The 20,000-nt window shown below is 33.2% G+C and carries 18 protein-coding genes and 3 pseudogenes (2 of these 21 only partly in view); 9 read left to right on the forward strand and 12 right to left on the reverse strand.

What is annotated here, in order from left to right:
- The 7 genes and pseudogenes from EKQ63_RS29245 to EKQ63_RS30615 all read left to right on the forward strand — a co-directional run.
- A protein-coding gene (locus tag EKQ63_RS29245; RefSeq protein WP_143880667.1) for a spore germination protein crosses the window boundary here: on the forward strand, nt 1–1,099 show its 3' portion. The gene continues 401 nt to the left of window position 1, outside the view; only the last 1,099 of its 1,500 coding nucleotides appear in the window; the start codon falls outside the window, past its left edge; the stop codon is at nt 1,097–1,099.
- Between the two features lie 20 nt (nt 1,100–1,119).
- Entirely contained in the window at nt 1,120–2,202 is a 1,083-nt protein-coding gene (locus tag EKQ63_RS29250; protein ID WP_000809697.1) for a GerAB/ArcD/ProY family transporter, read from the forward strand.
- A gap of 2 nt (nt 2,203–2,204) precedes the next feature.
- On the forward strand, nt 2,205–3,284 hold the full coding sequence (locus EKQ63_RS29255; protein ID WP_143880668.1) for a Ger(x)C family spore germination protein: 1,080 nt from the start codon (nt 2,205–2,207) through the stop codon (nt 3,282–3,284).
- Nucleotides 3,285–3,421: 137 nt separating this feature from the next.
- Nucleotides 3,422–4,408, forward strand: coding sequence for a LacI family DNA-binding transcriptional regulator (locus EKQ63_RS29260; RefSeq protein WP_143880639.1), 987 nt, complete (start codon nt 3,422–3,424; stop codon nt 4,406–4,408).
- A gap of 136 nt (nt 4,409–4,544) precedes the next feature.
- Complete coding sequence (locus tag EKQ63_RS29265; RefSeq protein ID WP_143880640.1) at nt 4,545–5,921, forward strand: sucrose-specific PTS transporter subunit IIBC; 1,377 nt, start codon at nt 4,545–4,547, stop codon at nt 5,919–5,921.
- Between the two features lie 17 nt (nt 5,922–5,938).
- Nucleotides 5,939–6,289: pseudogene (locus tag EKQ63_RS29270) on the forward strand (glycosyl hydrolase family 32); the annotation flags it as partial.
- Between the two features lie 724 nt (nt 6,290–7,013).
- A pseudogene (locus EKQ63_RS30615) lies at nt 7,014–7,199 on the forward strand (hypothetical protein).
- Nucleotides 7,200–7,684: 485 nt separating this feature from the next.
- Here EKQ63_RS30615 and EKQ63_RS29275 read toward each other — a convergent pair.
- The 8 genes and pseudogenes from EKQ63_RS29275 to EKQ63_RS29310 all read right to left on the reverse strand — a co-directional run.
- A complete protein-coding gene (locus EKQ63_RS29275) occupies nt 7,685–8,281 on the reverse strand; it encodes a hypothetical protein (RefSeq protein ID WP_014893729.1) in 597 nt (198 codons plus the stop codon).
- A 416-nt stretch (nt 8,282–8,697) separates the two neighbouring features.
- On the reverse strand, nt 8,698–9,786 hold the full coding sequence (locus tag EKQ63_RS29280) for a GerAB/ArcD/ProY family transporter (RefSeq protein WP_143880684.1): 1,089 nt from the start codon (nt 9,784–9,786) through the stop codon (nt 8,698–8,700).
- Between the two features lie 27 nt (nt 9,787–9,813).
- Nucleotides 9,814–10,977, reverse strand: a complete 1,164-nt coding sequence (locus tag EKQ63_RS29285; RefSeq protein ID WP_143881743.1) for a Ger(x)C family spore germination protein — start codon at nt 10,975–10,977, stop codon at nt 9,814–9,816.
- Nucleotides 10,978–11,168: 191 nt separating this feature from the next.
- The gene (locus EKQ63_RS29290) at nt 11,169–13,151 is read right to left on the reverse strand and encodes a methyl-accepting chemotaxis protein (protein ID WP_143881744.1); all 1,983 of its coding nucleotides are present in this window, start codon (nt 13,149–13,151) and stop codon (nt 11,169–11,171) included.
- Between the two features lie 411 nt (nt 13,152–13,562).
- Complete coding sequence (gene splB, locus EKQ63_RS29295; protein ID WP_143881745.1) at nt 13,563–14,591, reverse strand: spore photoproduct lyase; 1,029 nt, start codon at nt 14,589–14,591, stop codon at nt 13,563–13,565.
- On the reverse strand, nt 14,588–14,851 hold the full coding sequence (locus EKQ63_RS29300) for a transcriptional regulator SplA (RefSeq protein ID WP_000396091.1): 264 nt from the start codon (nt 14,849–14,851) through the stop codon (nt 14,588–14,590). Before EKQ63_RS29300 ends, splB begins: the two co-directional genes overlap by 4 nt.
- 175 nt (nt 14,852–15,026) lie before the next feature.
- On the reverse strand, nt 15,027–15,200 hold the full coding sequence (locus EKQ63_RS29305) for a hypothetical protein (protein WP_000354585.1): 174 nt from the start codon (nt 15,198–15,200) through the stop codon (nt 15,027–15,029).
- A gap of 288 nt (nt 15,201–15,488) precedes the next feature.
- A pseudogene (locus EKQ63_RS29310) lies at nt 15,489–15,575 on the reverse strand (DUF2187 domain-containing protein); the annotation flags it as partial.
- 390 nt (nt 15,576–15,965) lie between these two features.
- On the opposite strand from EKQ63_RS29310, the gene EKQ63_RS29315 reads away from it, so the two are divergent.
- Entirely contained in the window at nt 15,966–16,616 is a 651-nt protein-coding gene (locus EKQ63_RS29315; protein WP_078399512.1) for a CPBP family glutamic-type intramembrane protease, read from the forward strand.
- A 63-nt stretch (nt 16,617–16,679) separates the two neighbouring features.
- Nucleotides 16,680–16,991 (forward strand): YbjQ family protein, encoded by a 312-nt coding sequence (locus tag EKQ63_RS29320; RefSeq protein WP_000637511.1) that lies wholly within the window; start codon nt 16,680–16,682, stop codon nt 16,989–16,991.
- A gap of 145 nt (nt 16,992–17,136) precedes the next feature.
- Here the strand turns inward: EKQ63_RS29320 and EKQ63_RS29330 are convergent, their stop codons facing one another.
- From EKQ63_RS29330 to EKQ63_RS29345, 4 genes are all read right to left on the reverse strand, one after another.
- Entirely contained in the window at nt 17,137–17,826 is a 690-nt protein-coding gene (locus EKQ63_RS29330; protein WP_143881746.1) for a thioesterase II family protein, read from the reverse strand.
- Complete coding sequence (locus tag EKQ63_RS29335; RefSeq protein WP_088328228.1) at nt 17,813–18,517, reverse strand: 4'-phosphopantetheinyl transferase family protein; 705 nt, start codon at nt 18,515–18,517, stop codon at nt 17,813–17,815. Before EKQ63_RS29335 ends, EKQ63_RS29330 begins: the two co-directional genes overlap by 14 nt.
- Nucleotides 18,518–18,785: 268 nt before the next feature.
- Nucleotides 18,786–18,923, reverse strand: a complete 138-nt coding sequence (locus EKQ63_RS29340) for a Phr family secreted Rap phosphatase inhibitor (RefSeq protein WP_000821343.1) — start codon at nt 18,921–18,923, stop codon at nt 18,786–18,788.
- On the reverse strand, nt 18,920–20,000 hold the 3' portion of the coding sequence (locus EKQ63_RS29345) for a response regulator aspartate phosphatase (RefSeq protein WP_098228636.1). It continues 29 nt past the right edge of the window; only the last 1,081 of its 1,110 coding nucleotides appear in the window; its start codon lies beyond the right edge, outside the window; it ends in the stop codon at nt 18,920–18,922. Before EKQ63_RS29345 ends, EKQ63_RS29340 begins: the two co-directional genes overlap by 4 nt.

Raw genomic sequence — 20,000 nt, forward strand, 5'->3', positions numbered from 1 at the left:
GGGTCCACAAATCGCGTTTGTTGAAGATTTAGATGTAAATTTAAATTTAGTACGTAGAAAGCTTCCAACACCTTATTTACAAATGAAGGAATTGAAAGTAGGCTCCCTATCTAACACAACCGTTGCAATTGTATTTATTGAGGGAATTGTAAATGATCAAAATCTACAAGAAATTATAAAACGGGTGAGTCAAATAAAAACAGACCATGTTTTGGATAGTACTTATTTGATTGAGTTAATTGCAGACAATCCTAATACTATATTTCCTCAATTTTTGAATACAGAACGTCCAGACCGTGTAGCAGCTGTATTGGCAGAAGGGAAAATTGCACTTTTTGTAGATGGCTCACCTTATGCAATCACTCTTCCAACAACATTAATTGACTTTTTTTCTACGACAGAAGATTACACCATGCCTTGGATTATTGCCTCTTTTTTTCGTCTATTAAGGCTTTTTGCTTTTATGTTTTCTGTCTTAACGACTCCATTATATGTTGCAATCTTAACATATCATTACGAGCTTATTCCAAAAGAACTTCTTGAAACGTTAATCATATCGAGAAGTAAAGTACCTTTTCCTCCATTAATTGAAGCGCTTTTTTTAGAAATAACGATTGAATTACTGAGAGAAGCGGGGGCACGTTTACCAACTAAAGTGGGTCTAACTGTCGGTATAGTAGGTGGTATTGTAATTGGACAGGCATCTGTAGAGGCAAGTCTTACAAGTAATGTACTTATTATCATTGTTGCACTTTCAGCGCTTAGCTCATTTACAGCACCAATATATCGAATTGGTAATACAATTCGAGTAATTCGTTTTCCTTTTATAATATCTGCACACCTGCTGGGCTTATTAGGAATTGTTTTAACAAGTTCTTTCCTTTTAGCACGCTTATTACGTACAGAATCATTAAAACGTCCTTATTTGTTCCCTTTTTATCCTGCACGCCCTACAGATTGGAAAGACAGCATTATCCGTTTGCCGATCTCAGCGATGTTTCGACGTCCTATTTTTTCAAGATCTAAACAGCGTTTTCGTTTTAATCCAGAAGAGGTAGAGAAAAATAAAATCAAATCACGAAATGATTTTGATGATTGAAATTAACAGGGAGGAGCATTATGAAACAGATCCCAATTGAGTATCAAGTCTCTCCATATATGGTGTTTTTTTTAATTATTACTATACAGATGGGGGTTGGTATGCTTGGTTTTGAAAGGATTAGTGCAAAATTAGTTGGAAATGATGCGTGGATTAGCACGCTGCTTTTTGGAATATCTGTTAATCTTATGATTTGGATTATATATCAGATTTTAAATCAGGGTAATGGAGATATCATTGCAATCAATCAAGACGTACTTGGAAAATGGATTGGTGGATTGTTCAACTTCATTTTTTTATCTTATATTGTATTGTTAGGTGCAACAACACTACATACCTATATCGAAGTAGTACATGTTTGGATGTTTCCTTCCATTTCATCTTGGATTATAGCAGGGGCTTTTTTGGGTCTATGTTATTACATTGTGACTGGAGGATTTCGTGTAGTTGCTGGAATCGGCTTCTTTGGAATCGTTATCCCAAGCATTCTAATCTTCACATTTTTTTATCCTTTGCAGTATGCAGATTTCCAAAATTTATTTCCAATTGCACAGCATTCATTCCTAGAAATTATGAAAGGAATGAAAGGAAATATGTTTAGTTTTTTTGGATTTGAAATGTTATTGTTATACTACCCATTTATTAAAAAGGCAAGAACGTCTCAAAAATATGCGCACTATGCAAATTTAGTAACGACTATTGTCTACACATACCTTATGATTTTAACTCTTGCGTTTTTTAGTGAAAAACAACTAGCGAGCGCGATATGGGCATATTTAAGCATGATTAAAATTATACAATTTCCCTTTATAGAGCGGTTTGAATACATTATTGTTTCTGTTTGGGCTTTTTTTATATTACCCAATGTTTCCTTTACATTATGGGGAGTAAGTCGTGGTATAAAAGAGGCACTGGGAATAAAGCAAAAATATGTTTTGCCAGTTATCATCCTGTTCATCTTTGTTTTATCATTTTTCTTGAATAACCGTAATAAAATTAACTTATTAAATACTTGGACAGGTCAAATTGGCTTTGTATATATATATGTATACCTACCTATATTATGGCTAATTCAAACCGCCAAAATAAAGTTAAGGAGATAAACATGAAGCGATGGATACTTTTCCTTATAGTAAGTGTCTTCTTAATAGGTTGTGCTAAAACGAAAATTGTGGATGACATTGACTTAGTTCAAGTTGCGGCATATGATACCGAAGCAAAAGGTAAGCTAAAAGGAACCTTTGCGATTTCAGCTTATAAAGGAGGCGGGGAAGGTGAAACGAAAATCTATTCAGCATCAGGCCAGACTGGTAGAGAAGTTCTTGCAAGAGCATCTGAAAAATCTTCTGGACCTCTAGAGTTGGGGCAATTGCGTGTTATTATATTTAATGAAAAAATAATTGAAAAGGGAATGCAGGAAATTTTAGAGACTTTGAACCGAAATCCTAGTGTAGGAAATGCAATTTATTTAGCAATTACAAATGTAAAAGGGGAATCACTATTAAAGGGGAACTATTCTAAAGAAAAAGAAATTGCTTCCTATTTATCCTCTTTACTGGAGCAAAATATGGACAATGGAACGCAACCAAAAACAAATTTTTTTATGTTTTTAAACCAACTTTATGATGATGCGAGAGATTCATATTTACCGATGATATCTAGAAAAGGTAACGTGTTGGAGTTAAATGGAATAGCCCTTTTTAAAAGATGTAAAATGGTTGATACAGTGAAACCTAAAGATTTATTTGTATTTAAATTGTTGACTGATAATTTTAAACAAGGTACATACCAATTCAAACTACCTGGTTCTTCAAATACCTATGCCACGATAGAGAATATAAAGGCTAGAACAAAATATAAGATGGAGGGGAATAGTAAGCATCCATTCGTAAATGCTCATATTCAAGTTAAAGCTGAAATTCAAGAATTTACAAAAACAAAAAATCTAGATAATCCTAAAGAAATAAAAAAATTAGAAAAAATCATGGAAACAGAAATAGAAAAAAAAGCAACTACATTGATAAAGAGATTTATAAAAAAAGGCACAGATCCTATAGGACTTAGAAAGCTTGGTAGAACTCATGTGAGAAAATGGAACAGTCAAGAATGGGAAGAATCCTATAAACATTTACTTTTTCGTGTAACAGCTGATGTAAAAGTAACCCAATCTGGTGTTACAGAATAAATAAACAAAATAAAATATGGAAAATTTCAATAAAAAAATATGGCCTCGTAGGAGATTAGGGAGAAGAGAAACTAGTAACAAAGCATCTCATAAACATCAAGATGCTTTGTTACTAGTTTTTTACCTGTATAGCCGCTATGGCTAAGACAATTGCAGATATCGCTAAATTAGCAGGTGTTGCAAAAAGTACTGTATCCCGTTACTTAAATGGTGGATATGTAAGTGATAAAACAAAACAAAAAATTGAAAGTATTATTGAAATGACTAATTTCTCTCCCAATACATTTGCACAAAGTTTAAAAGCAAAAACAACAAATTTAATTGGTGTCATTATCCCCCGATTAGATTCCTTCGCCACAACAAAAACACTTATCGGGATTGATAATACTTTGCGAGAAAATAACTATCAAATGCTAGTTGCAAATGCGAATCAAAAAATCGAGACAGAAATTCAAGCAATGGAAAACTTTATAAAACAAAAAGTAGCTGGCATAATTTTATTAACAAAAACTTTAACAAAAGAGCATAAACAAATCATCGCTAATTCTACTACCCCTATTTTATTTGTTGGTCAACAGTATGAGGATCAATATTGCCTCATTCACGATGATTTTGACGCTGCTTATGAGCTAGGCGCATACGTATTATCACAAGGCCACCGTCATATCGCCTATTTAGGAGTAGAAAAAGATGATATTTCAGTTGGTGTAAATCGAAAAAATGGTTTTCAAAAAGCAATTAGAAATTTAGATCCTACTTGCATTGTTTCTTATTACGAAACAACTTTCCGAATAGAAGATGCGATGAAACAAGTACAGCATATTTTAGATCACAACCGTCCTACTATTATCGTATGTGCTACAGATAATATCGCTCTTGGAGCAATGAAAGTAATTCATTCCAATCATCTTTATATACCAAACCATATTTCTGTAACAGGATTCGGTGGATATGATATTTCTGAAATGGTACACCCTAGCTTAACGACAATCGCATTTGATTATGAGTATGCTGGTAAGCTTGCTGCTACTTCCCTTTCGCAGCTTGTTGAAAATAAAATAATTCCTAAATTATTACACTCTCGCTATACATTAAAAATCCAAGAAAGCGTTGACAAAATTTAAAGGCGCTCTATAATAAAATTAAAACCGGTTCCATATTTTAAAAACAGGATTTTCGCATCACGTCCCTGTTTTTTATTTTAACTAAAAACGGAACCGGTTCCATAAATAAAAGGTGTATTAGTAAGGGGGAATTTTTATGAATATGAAACAAATCGCAACGCAAGTTTTACAGAACATCGGCGGAAAGGAAAACATTATTCGCGCTACACATTGCGCTACTCGCCTTCGTCTTGTACTAAAAGATGAAACAAAGATAAACGCAGTAGAAATCGAAAACATCGATGGGGTTAAAGGTGCTTTTGCAACGTCTGAGCAATATCAAATTATTTTTGGAACTGGTGTAGTAAACAAAGTATATGATGAATTTTCAAAACTAATTGGAATGGCCGAACTTGATTCTCCAGTATCAAACGATATTCCTAAGAAAAAAATGAATCCGTTTGCTCGACTTGCAAAGACATTATCCAATATTTTCGTTCCAATTATTCCAGCTATTGTCGCAAGCGGTTTACTTATGGGTCTACTCGGAATGTTGAAAGCGTTTAAATTAGTTCCTGGCGATCACTCACTTATCCAATTGCTTGATATGTTCTCCAGTGCAGCCTTCATTATTTTACCTATTTTAATCGGGGTTAGTGCTGCTAAAGAATTTGGCGGAAATATTTTCTTAGGTGCAGTTGTTGGTGGCATATTAACTCACCCGAGCTTAACGAATCCTTGGACGCTTTCAAATGCAAAACCAAATGTTTTACATTTCCTTGGTATGGATATTGATATGGTTGGCTATCAAGGTACTGTTTTACCTATTTTATTATGCGTATATGTTATGAGCACAATTGAAAAAGAACTCCGAAAACGCGTTCCGAACTCTTTAGATTTATTAGTTACACCGTTCTTAACAATTATTATAACTGGCTTTTTATCACTTATTATTATCGGACCAATTGGATATAAAATCGGTGACGGTATTACGTACCTTTTAAATACAATTTATCAATTTGCAGGACCAGTAGCTGGCCTTATATTTGGTGGTCTATATTCAACAATCGTTCTTACTGGCTTACACCATAGCTTCCACGCTATTGAAGCGGGCTTACTCGCAAATAAGGATATCGGGGTCAATTTCTTACTCCCTATTTGGTCAATGGCGAACGTTGCTCAAGGTGGTGCTACTTTAGCAGTTTATTTCAAAACAAAAAACAAAAAAACGAAAGAAATTGCAATTCCAGCAGCAGCTTCAGCATTTTTAGGAATTACAGAACCAGCTATTTTTGGTGTCAATTTAAAACTTGGTAAACCATTTATTGCAGCAGCTATTGGTGGCTCAATTGGAGGTGCTTACGTTGTTTGGATGCAAGTTGCCGCGAATGCATATGGTTTAACAGGTATACCAATGCTTACAATTGTTGCACCTCTTGGCATGATGAATGTGATTCACTATGTAATCGGCTTCGCTATTGCGGTTATTACTGCTTTTGTTGCCACATTAATTTTATATAAAGAAAGTAAATAACAACGGGGTGAAAACCTATGGCGAAATATAAAACAATACTACAATCTAATAAAGAAGAATTACATTCTTTAAATGAAATTGCAAATCAAGATTCATGGAAACCCATTTATCATATCCATCCACCATATGGATTAATGAATGACCCTAACGGTGTATCATACTACAATGATGAGTATCACGTTTTTTATCAGTGGTATCCATTTGGTCCAATACACGGAATGAAACATTGGGGGCATGTAAAATCAAAAGACCTTATTAACTGGGAGCGCATGCCAGTCGCCATTATCCCGACTGAAAGCTATGAATCACATGGCGCATATTCCGGTAGTTCTATTATAAAAGATGGGCTCCTTCACTTATTGTATACTTAATACATCAACATTAAAAATTCTTCATTTAGGGGCTACTTTAAAACCTTAAGTTGATGGGCATGTGGCGGACCCTACTAATATTCTTGCTTTTAAATCATTTTCAATATATTATATTTATATGGTAATATAAGAATTACGGTATACAGAAAGGGATCAAATCTATTAGTAAGATTTAAATTCTTTTCAAAGATAAAAAGATTTTATCAAAACGTAATATAACTTATGCTTGTCTTTTTAAGATGTATCTAGTAAAAACACATTTTTTATCAATACAATTGTGTTTTCAATATAAATGGAAACTTTTAAATAGAAGTTTATTTACTTTCAATGATAGGGGTTAGCCGCTCTAAAACATAGAGAAATAAGGCACCATACATAGTATCTGACAAACTTGAGAGGTTTTGTATGTAGTTTGCTCATCACAGATAAAAACAAAAGAGCCTTACCTATCTAGGCAAGGCAAGACTATACTAGTTTAGTTATATAATATTTACATAACAACTAAGAAACTAAAAACATATAACACCAAGTAGCAGAAACCTAATATTCCTCCTACAGCTAATACCTGTTTAGCCCAAATTTTAATTTTCAGATTACTGTAAATTACTTGTACTCTTCCCATATTTCCTCCTATTAGTGAAAACCCTTAAAGACTCACTCCTCGATATGATACCATTAAAGAATGACTAATAGAGCCTATTTTTTGTCTAAACGTATAAATATGCAATATTGCATACAAAAATGTATTGTTATAAATGAAAACGCTTACTATAATAAAGTTATAAAGATTCACACATCTTAATACAAAAACAGAGGAGAGAATACTATGGAAATCGCAATGGCAGTTTTAAAATTTATTGGTGGAGCAATCCCATTAATTCAAGAACTTCTAAAAGCATTTATGTAATTTCATTCTTTATAAATATTATCATACAAATGATCTGTATATCAAAAATGAATTGATTTACAGATTATTTGCGTGAGCAAGGTCTCTTTAACATTATTAAGGGGATTTTTTCAATTTTAAGAACTTCTTAGTCTCATCGTACCCTGTAACAAACCCTAGAATAGATTGATAAGTTTGCAATGTTACTGCCAAACAATTTGTTCTTTCACCTTTAGGCATCTAGGTGCAGCCCTTTTCGATTCCAACCATGCTTTTTTTCTCAGCCAGTTCCTTGTACTTCATACCTTTCATGTAATCTTCTTGAGCTAACACGTGTTTTTGCTTCACTTCATATCACCCACCACTTTCTATACAACTAGGAAGAAATTCGTTTATTTTCCTCTTCGAATAACTTTTTTACAAAGAAAAAAGCCCTGCATTTATGCAGGGCAAATATAAATTAGGGACTTTATTTAGATAAAATTACTGACAAGATTTCATACTACTTATACTTGTGGAGACGGGAATCTTGCGGCTTCAAAATGCGTACTATTTTCTACATTTGAAATAACTCCAGCTACGCTACTTTGTGCAAAAACCTCAACTATATCCCCTGCATTCAATTGAATTATCGATGAAACAGCTACAACATTAGCAAAGTTTATTGGGCCAAAAAAATCATTATCTATTGCAATTGCCGGATTCCCATTAACACGAATTTCTACCCGCGCTCTATAGTTCACGTTTAGATTATTGGGAATGAACGCAATTGTTCCAATAACAGAGTAAACACCTCTTGTCTTTGGTATAAAAATAGATGTTGCTGGGTTATATTCATTTGCTAAATCAAATTGTTCATTTTGGAATAAAACTTTAACAAATGTATTTGCTGGCAAATTTTGATTAACTGTACTCACAGCTCTAAAAGCAGATGCTCTTACAAGATTATATCCGTTATCATCAGAACAACAATTCACTTTTACATTAAACCAAGGCTTTTCCTCATGCTTTTTATCACATTTGTCATAACTCTTACTGCTTTTATGACAGTCATGATATTTCTTTTTGGAATCCTTACAATAATCATCGTAGTAATAAGACATACTAGATTCCTCCTTTAAATTTATTACTACATACTATGTAAGATAGATTAGATAAGTTTGGACGAGCTGTTACTATTTTTAATAGAATTACAAATCTCACCATAATGGCAGAACACAACTAAAGTAAGCAACTGGAAAGCGATGCTCAGGAGTATAATAACAGTCTTTCTGACATTTTCATTATCTGTATTTTTAGCCATTATTTTGTTTGTGGTATATGGATTAAGTTAAAAAGAAAACCTTTAGGTACCCCTGAATAAAACTTAATATTCCGTCAATAATATAGACAACCCAATTCGAACCATATTCCATGATTGGAGCAGTTAGCTTTTACTAACTGCTCTTTTTTATTTTTAAACTAATACAAAATGAAATTTTTACCACATAGCTACATTTAATCAAGCTACCAATTGGGTTTATACATATTTCCTTCGGATTTTGCCAACCACCAATAACAGTAAGGGAATCCCTAGCTCATAGACGGGAAATGCAATTGGAATCACGAAAAATATGTAGTAATAATGGGTAAATGTCTGGATATTTTTAACCGACACAGCTATGATAAACGAAATAGGAGCAAGAACCCAAGCTACTTTTCGCCAATCCCTCAAATGAAATATTTGTGCTGTTCCATAACAAGCGAGAAACATGTATAACGCCAGTTTAACAAAAATACTAAAAAACCAAATAATAACAATCAAAATATCCACATTTTGAATGAACTCCATGACGGATATGTACCGGCTTAAATCGTAAACCGGATACAAAAAACTTGAAGGCAAATTCGGACCGAATGTTAAAATGACCGCTAATGTTCCGATTGTTACCATGAAAACGGCCAGTCCTACTCCCCACATCGCCCGAGATGACGCTTGCTCTGGTTTGTCCATAAAGAAAACGAACATTGTCATCATGACAGCTTCTCCAAAAAATGCGGCTACAGGGGTATAGGAACCTTTAAGGATGGGAAGCCATCCAGAATCGTGATAAATAGGACGCATATAATCCCAATTCATATTGCCAACATTTAAAAGGATTACAAACGTTATCATTAAAAGTACCATTGGCCCTATGATTTCACTTAAGCGCCCAATACCTTCCACCCCGCCTTGGTAAATGATAAAAATGAGCAATAACATAGCAGTAAAGACAATAACCCACAAAGGTGTATTATGAAACAAAGCGATAATAATGAATTCACCAAATTCACGGACGGTTATCCAAATTATCATGTACCATCCAAAGAAGTAGGGAATCATCAGTAGCTTTCCTAGCCATTTACCAAGAATGGTTTGACTAAATTCAATCAAAGTTTGCTTCGGATAAAGCGAACCAAGTGTGGTTGCCAAAAAAGTAAGAGCAATCCCAACACACCCTGCAATCAAGATCGAGATCCATGCATCTTGTTTGGCAGTGCGAATCGTCGCTGGAATAACTAGAAGGAGTGATTGTCCCACTTCAAATGTGAACATCATCCAAAAGATTTGTCTGCCAGAGATTTTCATTGAACTTCTCACACTTTATATTCCTCCTTATTTTTTTATTTCATTTTTCTTTAACTGCAACGATGGTCCAGTTAGTCCTACTCGCCGAATAGTAAGCTTTGTATGAACAGAAACCTGCACTCTTCGAAATTGTTTACTCCAATTCTTTTTTAGCTCTTTCCATTCGGGTGGATATTTTTGATGAACGGCCTCCCCAAATCCAAAGATATCGGTTCCGTATTGTTTTTGAATTTTTTTAATAGTTTGGAGAGCTTGCTTTTCGGATTGTTTTTCCAATGCATGTTCTAAAAGAGTAAGATTTTTTGGCTGTGAAAGATCTAAATTCGTATTGTTTTCCTGAATCGTTCCTTCACCAGAAAAAACAATGTCACACTTAATTGTGTCCCCTTTTATAGTAGGTATGATTTTTCTATTGATCTTTGTCATATATAAACTTGCACTACCATTTCCTTCGGAGACCGTTGCTGTAACCGTCTGTTTACTTAAACGATTCACTATCCAAAGAGTAGTTAACCATTCCTGCATGTTTAAGTATCCTACCAATTTGAAGTCGTTGTTAAATATAGCACCGCCTACAATTTGAAACCCTTTGACCTCGGTTTTACCTTTTTTATTAGACACATTTAGTTTAATAACGGGCAAAATCGGGGTGATTCCATCACTCGTACCAGCAATAAGAAAATTTAATAAAGACATATCTCCCAATGCCTCTATTTGCGTATGCTCTTTAAGTGCCCCAAGTGCTGGGATAAACTCTAAAGGGAGGGATGCTTTCAGAAATTCTTTTGCAGTATGCCCCTTTATTACAAACGCATCTGCTCGTAATCGAATATCAGGATCGCGGCTATATGTATCTAAAACTGGAGTGAGACCATTTTTAGCCATTTTTTCTCCAATCAGTATTACACGCTGGTGCCCTCGAAAGATTTCTCTCGACATTTTTGTTTGCATCATTTGTACAGCTTCATGTGTATCCCTTCCAGTTCCGGATTCTATAAAAACTGCTTTTCCTGCATTACTTCTTCCGCTCTGTCCCATTCCCATTTTTGATGGGATGATAAACTGAGCGCTAATTTCAACCTTGTTATTCTTTGTTTGATCAAGTCCCCATCCTAATTCTATTGCAAGATCATTTAATTCTGTACGATCCCAGCAGCCCGTCAAAAAAAATAAAAAAACGACTAATATCATACAAAGTGCCCTGTGCAGGATCTTTTTCTTCTGATTAGATCCTCAGTATTTGCTTTTGGAATCATTGATACTAAATTTCATGTAGAATTCAAGTGAAAAAGGAGCAAATTAATTTGCTCCTTTTATCGTTATAAGATTTTTAACTTCTATCCTTGAATACACTATCTAGGATTCTATCTTAGAATCTGAACTTATATCTTAAATCCACCAATTAATTCTTGAAGTTCTTCGGCCATCTGTGCTAATTGTACTGCTGAAGAATTTATCTCTTCCATAGAAGCATGTTGCTCCTCAGATGAGCCGGCTATCGTTTGCATACTTGAAGAATTCTCTTTCATAGCCATAGATATTTGATTAATTGATGTATCGACTTTCATTGCATCACTTGTCATTTTATTTGATAATTCCACCATACCATGTACTTTTGACACGATATCATTTGCAGATTTTGAAATTTCATAAAAACTTTGTTTTGTATCATTCGCAATCTGAATTCCCGACTGCACTTCAACTCCTACTTCATTCATAGCTTTTACAGTCTCATGTACATCTGCTTGTATTTCATTAATTAAGCTTCCAATTTCCATTGAAGATTCGGATGATTGCTCCGCTAACTTCCTAACTTCGTCAGCAACAATTGCAAATCCACGCCCCTGTTCTCCTGCTCTAGCCGCTTCAATTGCTGCATTTAATGCTAATAAATTTGTTTGTTCTGCAATAGTTTGAATTGCTTCTAATATACTTCCGATTTGCTGCGATTTCTTATCTAATAATTTAATTACATTATCGGATTGAGAAACAGAATGATGTATCGACTGCATTTGCGTTACAGTTTGTTCTACTAATTGTTCACCTTCATTGGCTTTTTGTTTTGTGTATATGGATGAAGCCGATACTTCAGAAGCATTCTCAGCTACGTATTGAATATTTCGTGTTACCTCACCAATTAATTTCGCTCCCGACGCAACTTCATTATTTTGAACTTCTGCACTATTTGATATTTCTTCCATTTCTTTTGTAATTTGTTCTGTCGCAACACTTGCTTGCTCTACGCTAGCGGTTAGTTCCTCAGATGAAGCTGCCACATGTCCTGCAGATGTATTAATTCGAGAAATTATATTACGTAACGACTCTGCCATTGTGTTGAAACTACCACCTAATTGACCCAGTTCATCCTTTGAACGAATATCTATTTTCTCAGTTAAATCTCCCTGACTAATTCTTTGAGCTGAAATAACTAATTGTCTTAATGGATTAATAATAGATTTAAGAATGAAGAAAATTACAATTCCACCTAACAACAATGAAGCCCCTATTATAGTGAGCGTTTTATAAAAAATAGGATTGGTAGCCTCTTCAATTTCTTTCGTAGGCATTACGCCAGCTATTTTCCAACCTGTTTTTTTGTTTGTCTTAAAGCTTATGTTTCGATCCTCGCCATTAAGAGTATAAGTAATTACTCCATCTTCTTTCTTGTATAGTTCATCTGCTAATGATTTCTCTAATTTCTCCCCTGGCTTAAGTGTAGGATGAACAACTATAGTCTTGTCTTGACTTACTATAGATACAAAGCCTTGTTTTCCTATTTTTATCATTTTAGATGTTTTTACGATATCATTAATATTCAAGTCAACACCAATGACACCACTTTTATCAGCATTTTGCTTTGCAATTGCTATTACCATATTTCCTGTAGCTTTTGATTTATAGGGAGACGAAACAATAATCTCTCCATTAGCTTTTACTGCATCTTTATACCAACTGCTTTCTAACGGGTTAAATCCTTCAGGTATTTTTCCAACGGGCGCATGAATAAATTGATTATTACTGGATGTAGTATAAATCGTTTCTATTTCTGGATGTAACTGTATATATTGATCAAATTTACCTTGCACATTTTGCAATTGGTCAGCGTTATAATCACCTTGTGTAAGTATCTTTGCAAAATGAGTTACATCTACATGTTTATTTTCTAATTCATCATCAACTATCTTATTTAAAATACTCACATTATCTTTCGCAGTTTGTAGAATTGTTTCATTAAGATCTGTTTTTGCTTTATCATAAGACGATACTCCTACGATAAGACTTGGTATAATTAATATTGCAATAAATGCCATAGACAACTTCGTTTTAAGCTTCATTTGTTCCAATCTTTCTTTTATTTTAAACACTCTCTACTTCTCCCTTTCATTCTTATAACTGATATAGTTTATTTAATTGTTTGCTCCTTTATTTTTTCTACATTCATTTATGGTATTATTCGAAATGAAATTACCGTTACATCTCTTTACCCGTATCTTCTCATATAGTGTTTTAAGCGAGATTGAGATAATTATATTCACAAAATAATTGATGCACCGTTAAAAAGAATGAGCCCGGTACAATACCGGACTTATATTTATACAACCGCTTTATTTTTCTATTTAACTGTTGGGATTCAGCTCATAATGAAACATATTTTTACATAAAAGACTTTCGTATATAAATTTTTCAAATGAGTTATTAGCGAATTGTTGACCAATATCACTTTCTGAGTGAGTAATTTTTTAGATTGATGATGTAATAAATTTTGTTTTTTTCTTTTATGTAAAATATTCTAGTTTTGCATTAGGAAAGAACTGTTTCATATAGGAATACAGATAGTTTTTTATATCCTCTTCTTCTTCTTTTTGATAAATGTATTTTCCGATTCCATATTTCCCCCATTTATACCTTCTTTTCTCTTCATCTAATTCTAATTTTGTCATTGGGTAGTTTTTTTCAATAACCCTTTTAGCTGGCTTTGTAAAACGGTGTTGAATAAATTCAAATGTAATATCATCCCGTGCATCAAGAGGTAATTCAGCATTTAGGCGTTCAAACATATGATAGTATCCTTCCTTCCAGCCTTCATGCAGGTAAATAGGAGCTACAATGAAACCAAGAGGATATCCAGCTCTAGCTACTTTTCCTGCTGCCTCAATTCGTTTCGCTAAGGGAGAAGTTCCTGGTTCAAAGTTTTTAATCACATAATCAGCGTTTACACTAAAGCGAAATCTTGTTTTTCCATTATGTTTAGCATCAAGTAAATGATCTACATGGTGGAATTTCGTAACAAATCTCAATTTCCCATATTCAGATTCTCCAAAATGCTCAATGGCCCGTTTAAGGGTATGCGTTAAATAATCGATTCCTACAATATCTGAAGTACACGACGCTTCAAATCTTGTTACTTCAGGTGCACGCTCTTTCATGTATTTATCAGCAGCTTCTAAAATTTCTTCAACATTTACATACGTTCGTATATAAGGCTTACTTCCCATCGTTGTTTGTAAATAACAATAATGACAATGTCCCATACATCCCGTTGCAAAAGGAATTGCATACTCTGCTGAAGGCTTGGAAGTATCGAATTTCAGTGTTTTTCTAACACCAACAACCAGCGTGGATTTTGCTACTCGATACTTTTGAAAATCGTTATCCCCTGGCAAATCTCTTACTTGATTATGAGAAGTAGTATTTCGAATTTCAACATCCATCTTTGAAAACTTCTCAAACAGCTCTTTCCCCAAAGGATAATCTAGTGCTTTCGGTTCAAAATATACGAGCTTAGGCATAAATGGCTTATTCATTCTAACATCCCCTCTGAAATATCACCATAATAGTAAGTGTAAGCTTGGTTTGCCTCATCTTCGGTAGCATATATAGCCATCTCATTTGTTAGTGGATAATACGTTTCGTAAAGAAATAGCGCTAATTCATTAGGTCTTTCAGGATTATTTACAACTGCTGCAGCTTGTATGTTAGCTACGTCTTGAGTATGAGGATTTCGGTAAAAAATATAAACAATGTCACCAGCATGATACGTATTACTTTCAGAAGAAAATTCCATTCCATCACCATCTCATTTCATAAAATTCAATGCTCACAGTTTTACTTTCTAATTTCCTTGTAGTGTAACTATTTAATTACATTGATAATGATTACGTCATACAAACATATTTTGAAAAATGAATAATAAATGTACTCCCAAAAAGGCAAGCATATATCAATGCTTGCCTTTCGTTCTAACGACGATGTTCAACAAGATCGATTACACCTAAAACGACGTGTGCTAAACCAAAACCAAATACTGTATTTGCAATCATTTTATTAGTTCCACGAGTTTGTTTAAGAGCATAACCTGCTGCTGTCACTGCTGTACCTAAAGCTGTTGGAATTAATCCTTCACGAATGTCCACAGTGATGCCTCCTTGTTTCGTAGTTAGTAAATTTGTTTTAATAACTCGAAGTAAAGTATTAAAACAAGTATTAGTATTTTTCTTTTCAATAAAATTATGTAAAATTTTTATGAATAATATTTTAAATCCATAACAGCTATAAAGATTGAAAAAATTATTAATTAACAAATAAGAAAATATCTTCAAAACGTATTTGCATATAAAAATTGTATACCTCAGACAAAAAAATTCTTTGTGGAAATTCTCTCCATAAAAAAGTGCTCCTACATTTATATAGGAGCACTTTTTTTATGAAACACTATTCTTTATTTGCCTATGAACCACTTTATTATAATAACCATGCTTTACAACTTGCCTAACATCATCCGTATAGACATATGATTATTATATATAATTTTTATTAATACGTTTAGCTAAAGTGTTTGAACTACTCCCACTTTCACTTCGTATATTAGGATATCTCCCGCAGTCCTTGCGGTTAAAAGTCTTATTAATTCATTCTATAAAAAGCTAATTGTCAAAAATGAATGAGTACTGAAATTTGTTTGTAAATAAGCAACTGAGATATAAATATATTTGTTGTTTACCATTTTTATTTTATTAATAATTTATAAAAGGGGTTTAAAAAACTAGAAACTTATAGTATCATTAGTTTTTGAACCGAACCGTCCGGTTTGGTATTTATATAATTATATTTTAAAAGGAGAACCTAATGCAACAAGAAAAATCAAAGATTCTAAGTAATTTCATTATGGAGGTAATAAAGTGAGCTTTATAAAAACGAATACAAAAGAACTTGTTATGCTAATAATTTATATACTGTTTGCACTACTTCAAATTGGCTTGTTCATATTATTTGGCATATCCCTTTTAACTAACAGCAACTTAGTTGAATCAGAATTTGCTCTTAGTGCCATCGGTTTGACTGTACCTGCTATTGTAGGAATCATTTTCTTTAGGAAAGAAATTATTGAAAGTTTTACTTATTTTAAAGAGAAAACAATTTTGAAAATAGTAAGCGTTCCTATGGTGGTTTTACTTATGGTAATTGTGGAAAATTCTATTATGCATTTTCTAAACATAGGTCAGCTAGAGAACCAAGAACAGGTCCTTTCAAAGGGCGCAGAGGTGCCTATTATATTCACAGTACTTCTATTTGGGATTATAGGACCAATAATTGAAGAAATTATATTTCGTCATATATTAGTAAATCGTTTTTCAGAATATATTGGTACTGCTATTGCATCCATCGTTTCGATTATAATTTTTGCAGGTCTTCATTCAAATCAACTTTCGGATCTTGCTATATATTTACCTGGCACGGTGATGCTTACTGCGGCTTATCTTATTTCTAATAGATCCCTTGCATATGTTATAGCGATACATATGTTAAACAATTTTAATGCTATTTTTTAATTACATATGTCATAGAGAGACACATGCAATTGAATATTATAAAAAATTAGGAGGGTGTCAAACATGATTGTAACAACAACTTCTGGAATTCAAGGTAAAGAAATTATTGAGTATATTGATATTGTAAATGGTGAAGCTATTATGGGGGCCAACATTGTACGCGATTTATTCGCTTCTGTTCGTGATGTTGTCGGTGGTCGTGCTGGTTCTTATGAAAGTAAGCTAAAAGAAGCTCGTGATATCGCAATGGATGAAATGAAAGAACTTGCAAAACAAAAAGGTGCGAACGCTATCGTTGGTGTTGACGTAGATTACGAAGTAGTTCGTGATGGAATGTTAATGGTTGCTGTAAGTGGTACAGCTGTACGTATATAAGTAAATAAAAAAACGGATCCCCTCCTTAAGATTTATACTTTGAGGGGGGATCCTGGTTCTGTTGCAGATTTTAAAGACAAAAAACAGAAGTTGATAAATCATTGTACGTCGAAAACCCACAGTTTGAGTGTAAACTGTGGGTTTTTTATAGAGGCCCCATTCCATCACTATCTTCAATATTTTCATTTAGAAAGAAATGATTACCTTCAAAAGAATGAAAAGTACATGTTTTATTTGTATATTTATTCCATTTTATTACTTGATCATATGTAGTAAATTCATCATTTTTCCCATTAAATATAAGAAAATCAATATCACATGGTTTTATATTATTATCATGAATGTATGTCTCGACAATCTTAAAATCTGCTCTTAAAATAGGGAGAAAAATCTCCATTAATTCTTCTGATTGAAGTACCCCAGATGGTGTACCTCCCATTGCAATAACTTCTCTTTTAAATTGTTCGTTAGAAAGATTATGTCGGATATTTTTTATTTTACTATTTGGATGATTTCTACCCGATAAAACAAGAAATTTAGGTAATTCGTTATTAGAATCCTGTATTTTCCTGGCTACTTCATAGGCAATCAAACTCCCCATGCTATGCCCGAATAAAATGTAGGGCGAAGCGTCAATTTGCTTAACTATACTAGTGTAGGCATCATTTACGGCCTCTTCCATACCTTGGTACAAGCTTTCTTCAATTCTATATCCTCTACCAGCTAATTCTATCGGGACTACTTCAATATATGGATTAAAGTAATTTTTCCATTTTGCGTAGTTAAACGCAGATCCCCCAGCATGTGGAAAGCAAAAAAGTTTAGTCTTCTGCATTGATTTTCTCCTTACTTTCAAATTTGTATATAGTTTGGCAAATTGTATAAATGTCTTTAATTATTATCTCTTGCGGAAATTCATCTCTTGTTGCACAAACAGATAACTTATAATTTGGATCAATGTTATATTGTTTAAAGTAAAAGTTTTTAGGTATATTCTTGTATGGAATTACAGTTTGTGACTCTTTTTTTATAGAGAATGAATTTAACGGGATATAAAGTCCTTTTCCAATCGTTTTGATATAACTTTCTTTTAATGTCCATAAATCATAAAAATAATTAATTTGTTCATCAGAATTCATATTAGATATATCATAAAATTCTTCCTCTGAAAAAAATTCATGTGCTAATTTAAAAGCCTCTATTTCTGAAACTTTTTCTATATCAATACCCACATTAAAATTAGCAGTAGTACAAACCACCCATTCTCCTGAATGTGACACATTAAAATGAAAGTCAGAAAAGTTTTCAACAAAAGGTTTTCCATACTCATTATATATAAATCTAATTTCTTCATTATTAATTTTATACTTTTGGCAGATTAGAGATCGGATTAGTAAATCCCCTATCAGGTTCCTATTAACGTCGCATGAGTTTAATAAACGCTTCATTCGTTCTTTCTTCTCATTTGAAACCAAGTTACTAAGTTGCTTAAACAAATGACTTTCAATATTCTTTGGTATTTTCACAGCTTGAATGTGTATGATAAATCACTTCCTTTTTTAAAGGATGGCTTCATATATGTGCGTTACATAAATTCAAATTAACTTTATTAAATTGCAAATACAATAGAAAAGGTGCATATATACTTGACTCTTATACACATCTGACGCTGCCGACGATCTTACGCGTGTGGCACTCACAGATCGCCTGCGTCCTTAGGATATATACCTAATAATCGCTTTTTCTTCAGTAATAATCCCTTGATCCAACAACTCTTTATACCTCAATATTTTTTCAGCCCCACGGTTCTCCATGCGTATATTGTATAACGTTTGTTGTATTAACCTTTGATTGGTCCGTTGAAACATTTACTCCATTTAATAGTATGACCGTAATTATTAATCCAATTGAACTGCTGATGATTCTTTTCATTTTAAAGCCCCTTTCTGAAAACCTTTTTCTTTTTCTTTATATCCTAAATAGAAGTATTCACTGGATTTCATTGAATTTCCTTCTTCATGGTATTTAACCGCTAATTTTTCAGCATATTCCTGGACATATTGCCATAAACCTACTTCATTAAAGAAAGATATTCCTTTAGAAATAGCTAACTCTAATTCTTCAGCTGAAACATTCTCATTCATTCCCTTTAGGATTGTAAAGTGATGTTCATATTCTTTTTGTTCTAGTTCATTACAGATTACTAATCCTTTTTCAATTAAAGATGCTGCAAGCTTTGTGTTTCCTAACTTCAAATTCTCTCTAGCTTCCAAAAAAATCGCTCTAAAGTGATTCGGAATTTTTTGTGATACTTCTGATAAGTAACGAAGTGCTAAATCAGATAGGTTTTGCTCCGCATACATAACCCCTAAACTATGTCGAACTCTTAACATTAGCTCCTCTTCATTCTGCTTTTTCAAAATATCCAGAGACGACATAAAATAAACTTCTGCCTGTTCAAATTCATTTAGCTTTACACATGCTAAACCCATAACATTGTCACATGCTGCGACCTTCCTACTATACCCGTACAGCCCTTCAAATACATTTCTTGCTCTAGTTGCATATTGAATTACTAAAATAGGCTGGCAAACATGATAATAATAGCTGGATAGCTTAAAGTTAAATTCTGCTTTTTCGATTGGATCTTGAATATTTTCTAACAAAGATTCTGCTATTCCATAATGCTTTTCAGCCACTTTAAAATCACCGTTTACCGTAGCATGAGAAGCCTTAAAGAAATGGTAATAATATAATAAAGATTCATCTGATGGCGCTTCATCTAACTTCATTTTTCTTAGATCATTCTTAGATATGTCAGATTGATGGGGATAAAACTCTGCACTTAACATTTTAAATCTAAAATCTAAAAGTGAATAAAACTCTGTATTCTTTTGATCTTCTTCCATACTATTAATTTTTGTATCAATACTTTGTTTTAATTCCTTTGCCTTAACGAAATTCTGTGAACGAATTTCTCGATACCACTCATGTAAAAGTAAAGTGATT

Origin of the sequence: Bacillus sp. BD59S, assembly GCF_007363175.1 — a bacterium.
GTDB classification, from domain to species: Bacteria; Bacillota; Bacilli; order Bacillales; family Bacillaceae_G; genus Bacillus_A; species Bacillus_A pacificus.

Bases quoted from the DNA above. Each gene is read 5' to 3' on its own strand.
- EKQ63_RS29330 (WP_143881746.1), bottom strand. From the start codon at position 17,826: ATGCAGAAGACTAAACTTTTTTGCTTTCCACATGCTGGGGGATCTGCG.
- EKQ63_RS29280 (WP_143880684.1), bottom strand. From the start codon at position 9,786: ATGAAAATCTCTGGCAGACAAATCTTTTGGATGATGTTCACATTTGAA.
- EKQ63_RS29320 (WP_000637511.1), top strand. From the start codon at position 16,680: ATGATTGTAACAACAACTTCTGGAATTCAAGGTAAAGAAATTATTGAG.
- EKQ63_RS29260 (WP_143880639.1), top strand. From the start codon at position 3,422: ATGGCTAAGACAATTGCAGATATCGCTAAATTAGCAGGTGTTGCAAAA.
- EKQ63_RS29340 (WP_000821343.1), bottom strand. From the start codon at position 18,923: ATGAAAAGAATCATCAGCAGTTCAATTGGATTAATAATTACGGTCATA.
- EKQ63_RS29300 (WP_000396091.1), bottom strand. From the start codon at position 14,851: ATGGAATTTTCTTCTGAAAGTAATACGTATCATGCTGGTGACATTGTT.
- EKQ63_RS29275 (WP_014893729.1), bottom strand. From the start codon at position 8,281: ATGTCTTATTACTACGATGATTATTGTAAGGATTCCAAAAAGAAATAT.
- splB (WP_143881745.1), bottom strand. From the start codon at position 14,591: ATGAATAAGCCATTTATGCCTAAGCTCGTATATTTTGAACCGAAAGCA.
- EKQ63_RS29265 (WP_143880640.1), top strand. From the start codon at position 4,545: ATGAATATGAAACAAATCGCAACGCAAGTTTTACAGAACATCGGCGGA.
- EKQ63_RS29285 (WP_143881743.1), bottom strand. From the start codon at position 10,977: ATGATATTAGTCGTTTTTTTATTTTTTTTGACGGGCTGCTGGGATCGT.
- EKQ63_RS29255 (WP_143880668.1), top strand. From the start codon at position 2,205: ATGAAGCGATGGATACTTTTCCTTATAGTAAGTGTCTTCTTAATAGGT.
- EKQ63_RS29250 (WP_000809697.1), top strand. From the start codon at position 1,120: ATGAAACAGATCCCAATTGAGTATCAAGTCTCTCCATATATGGTGTTT.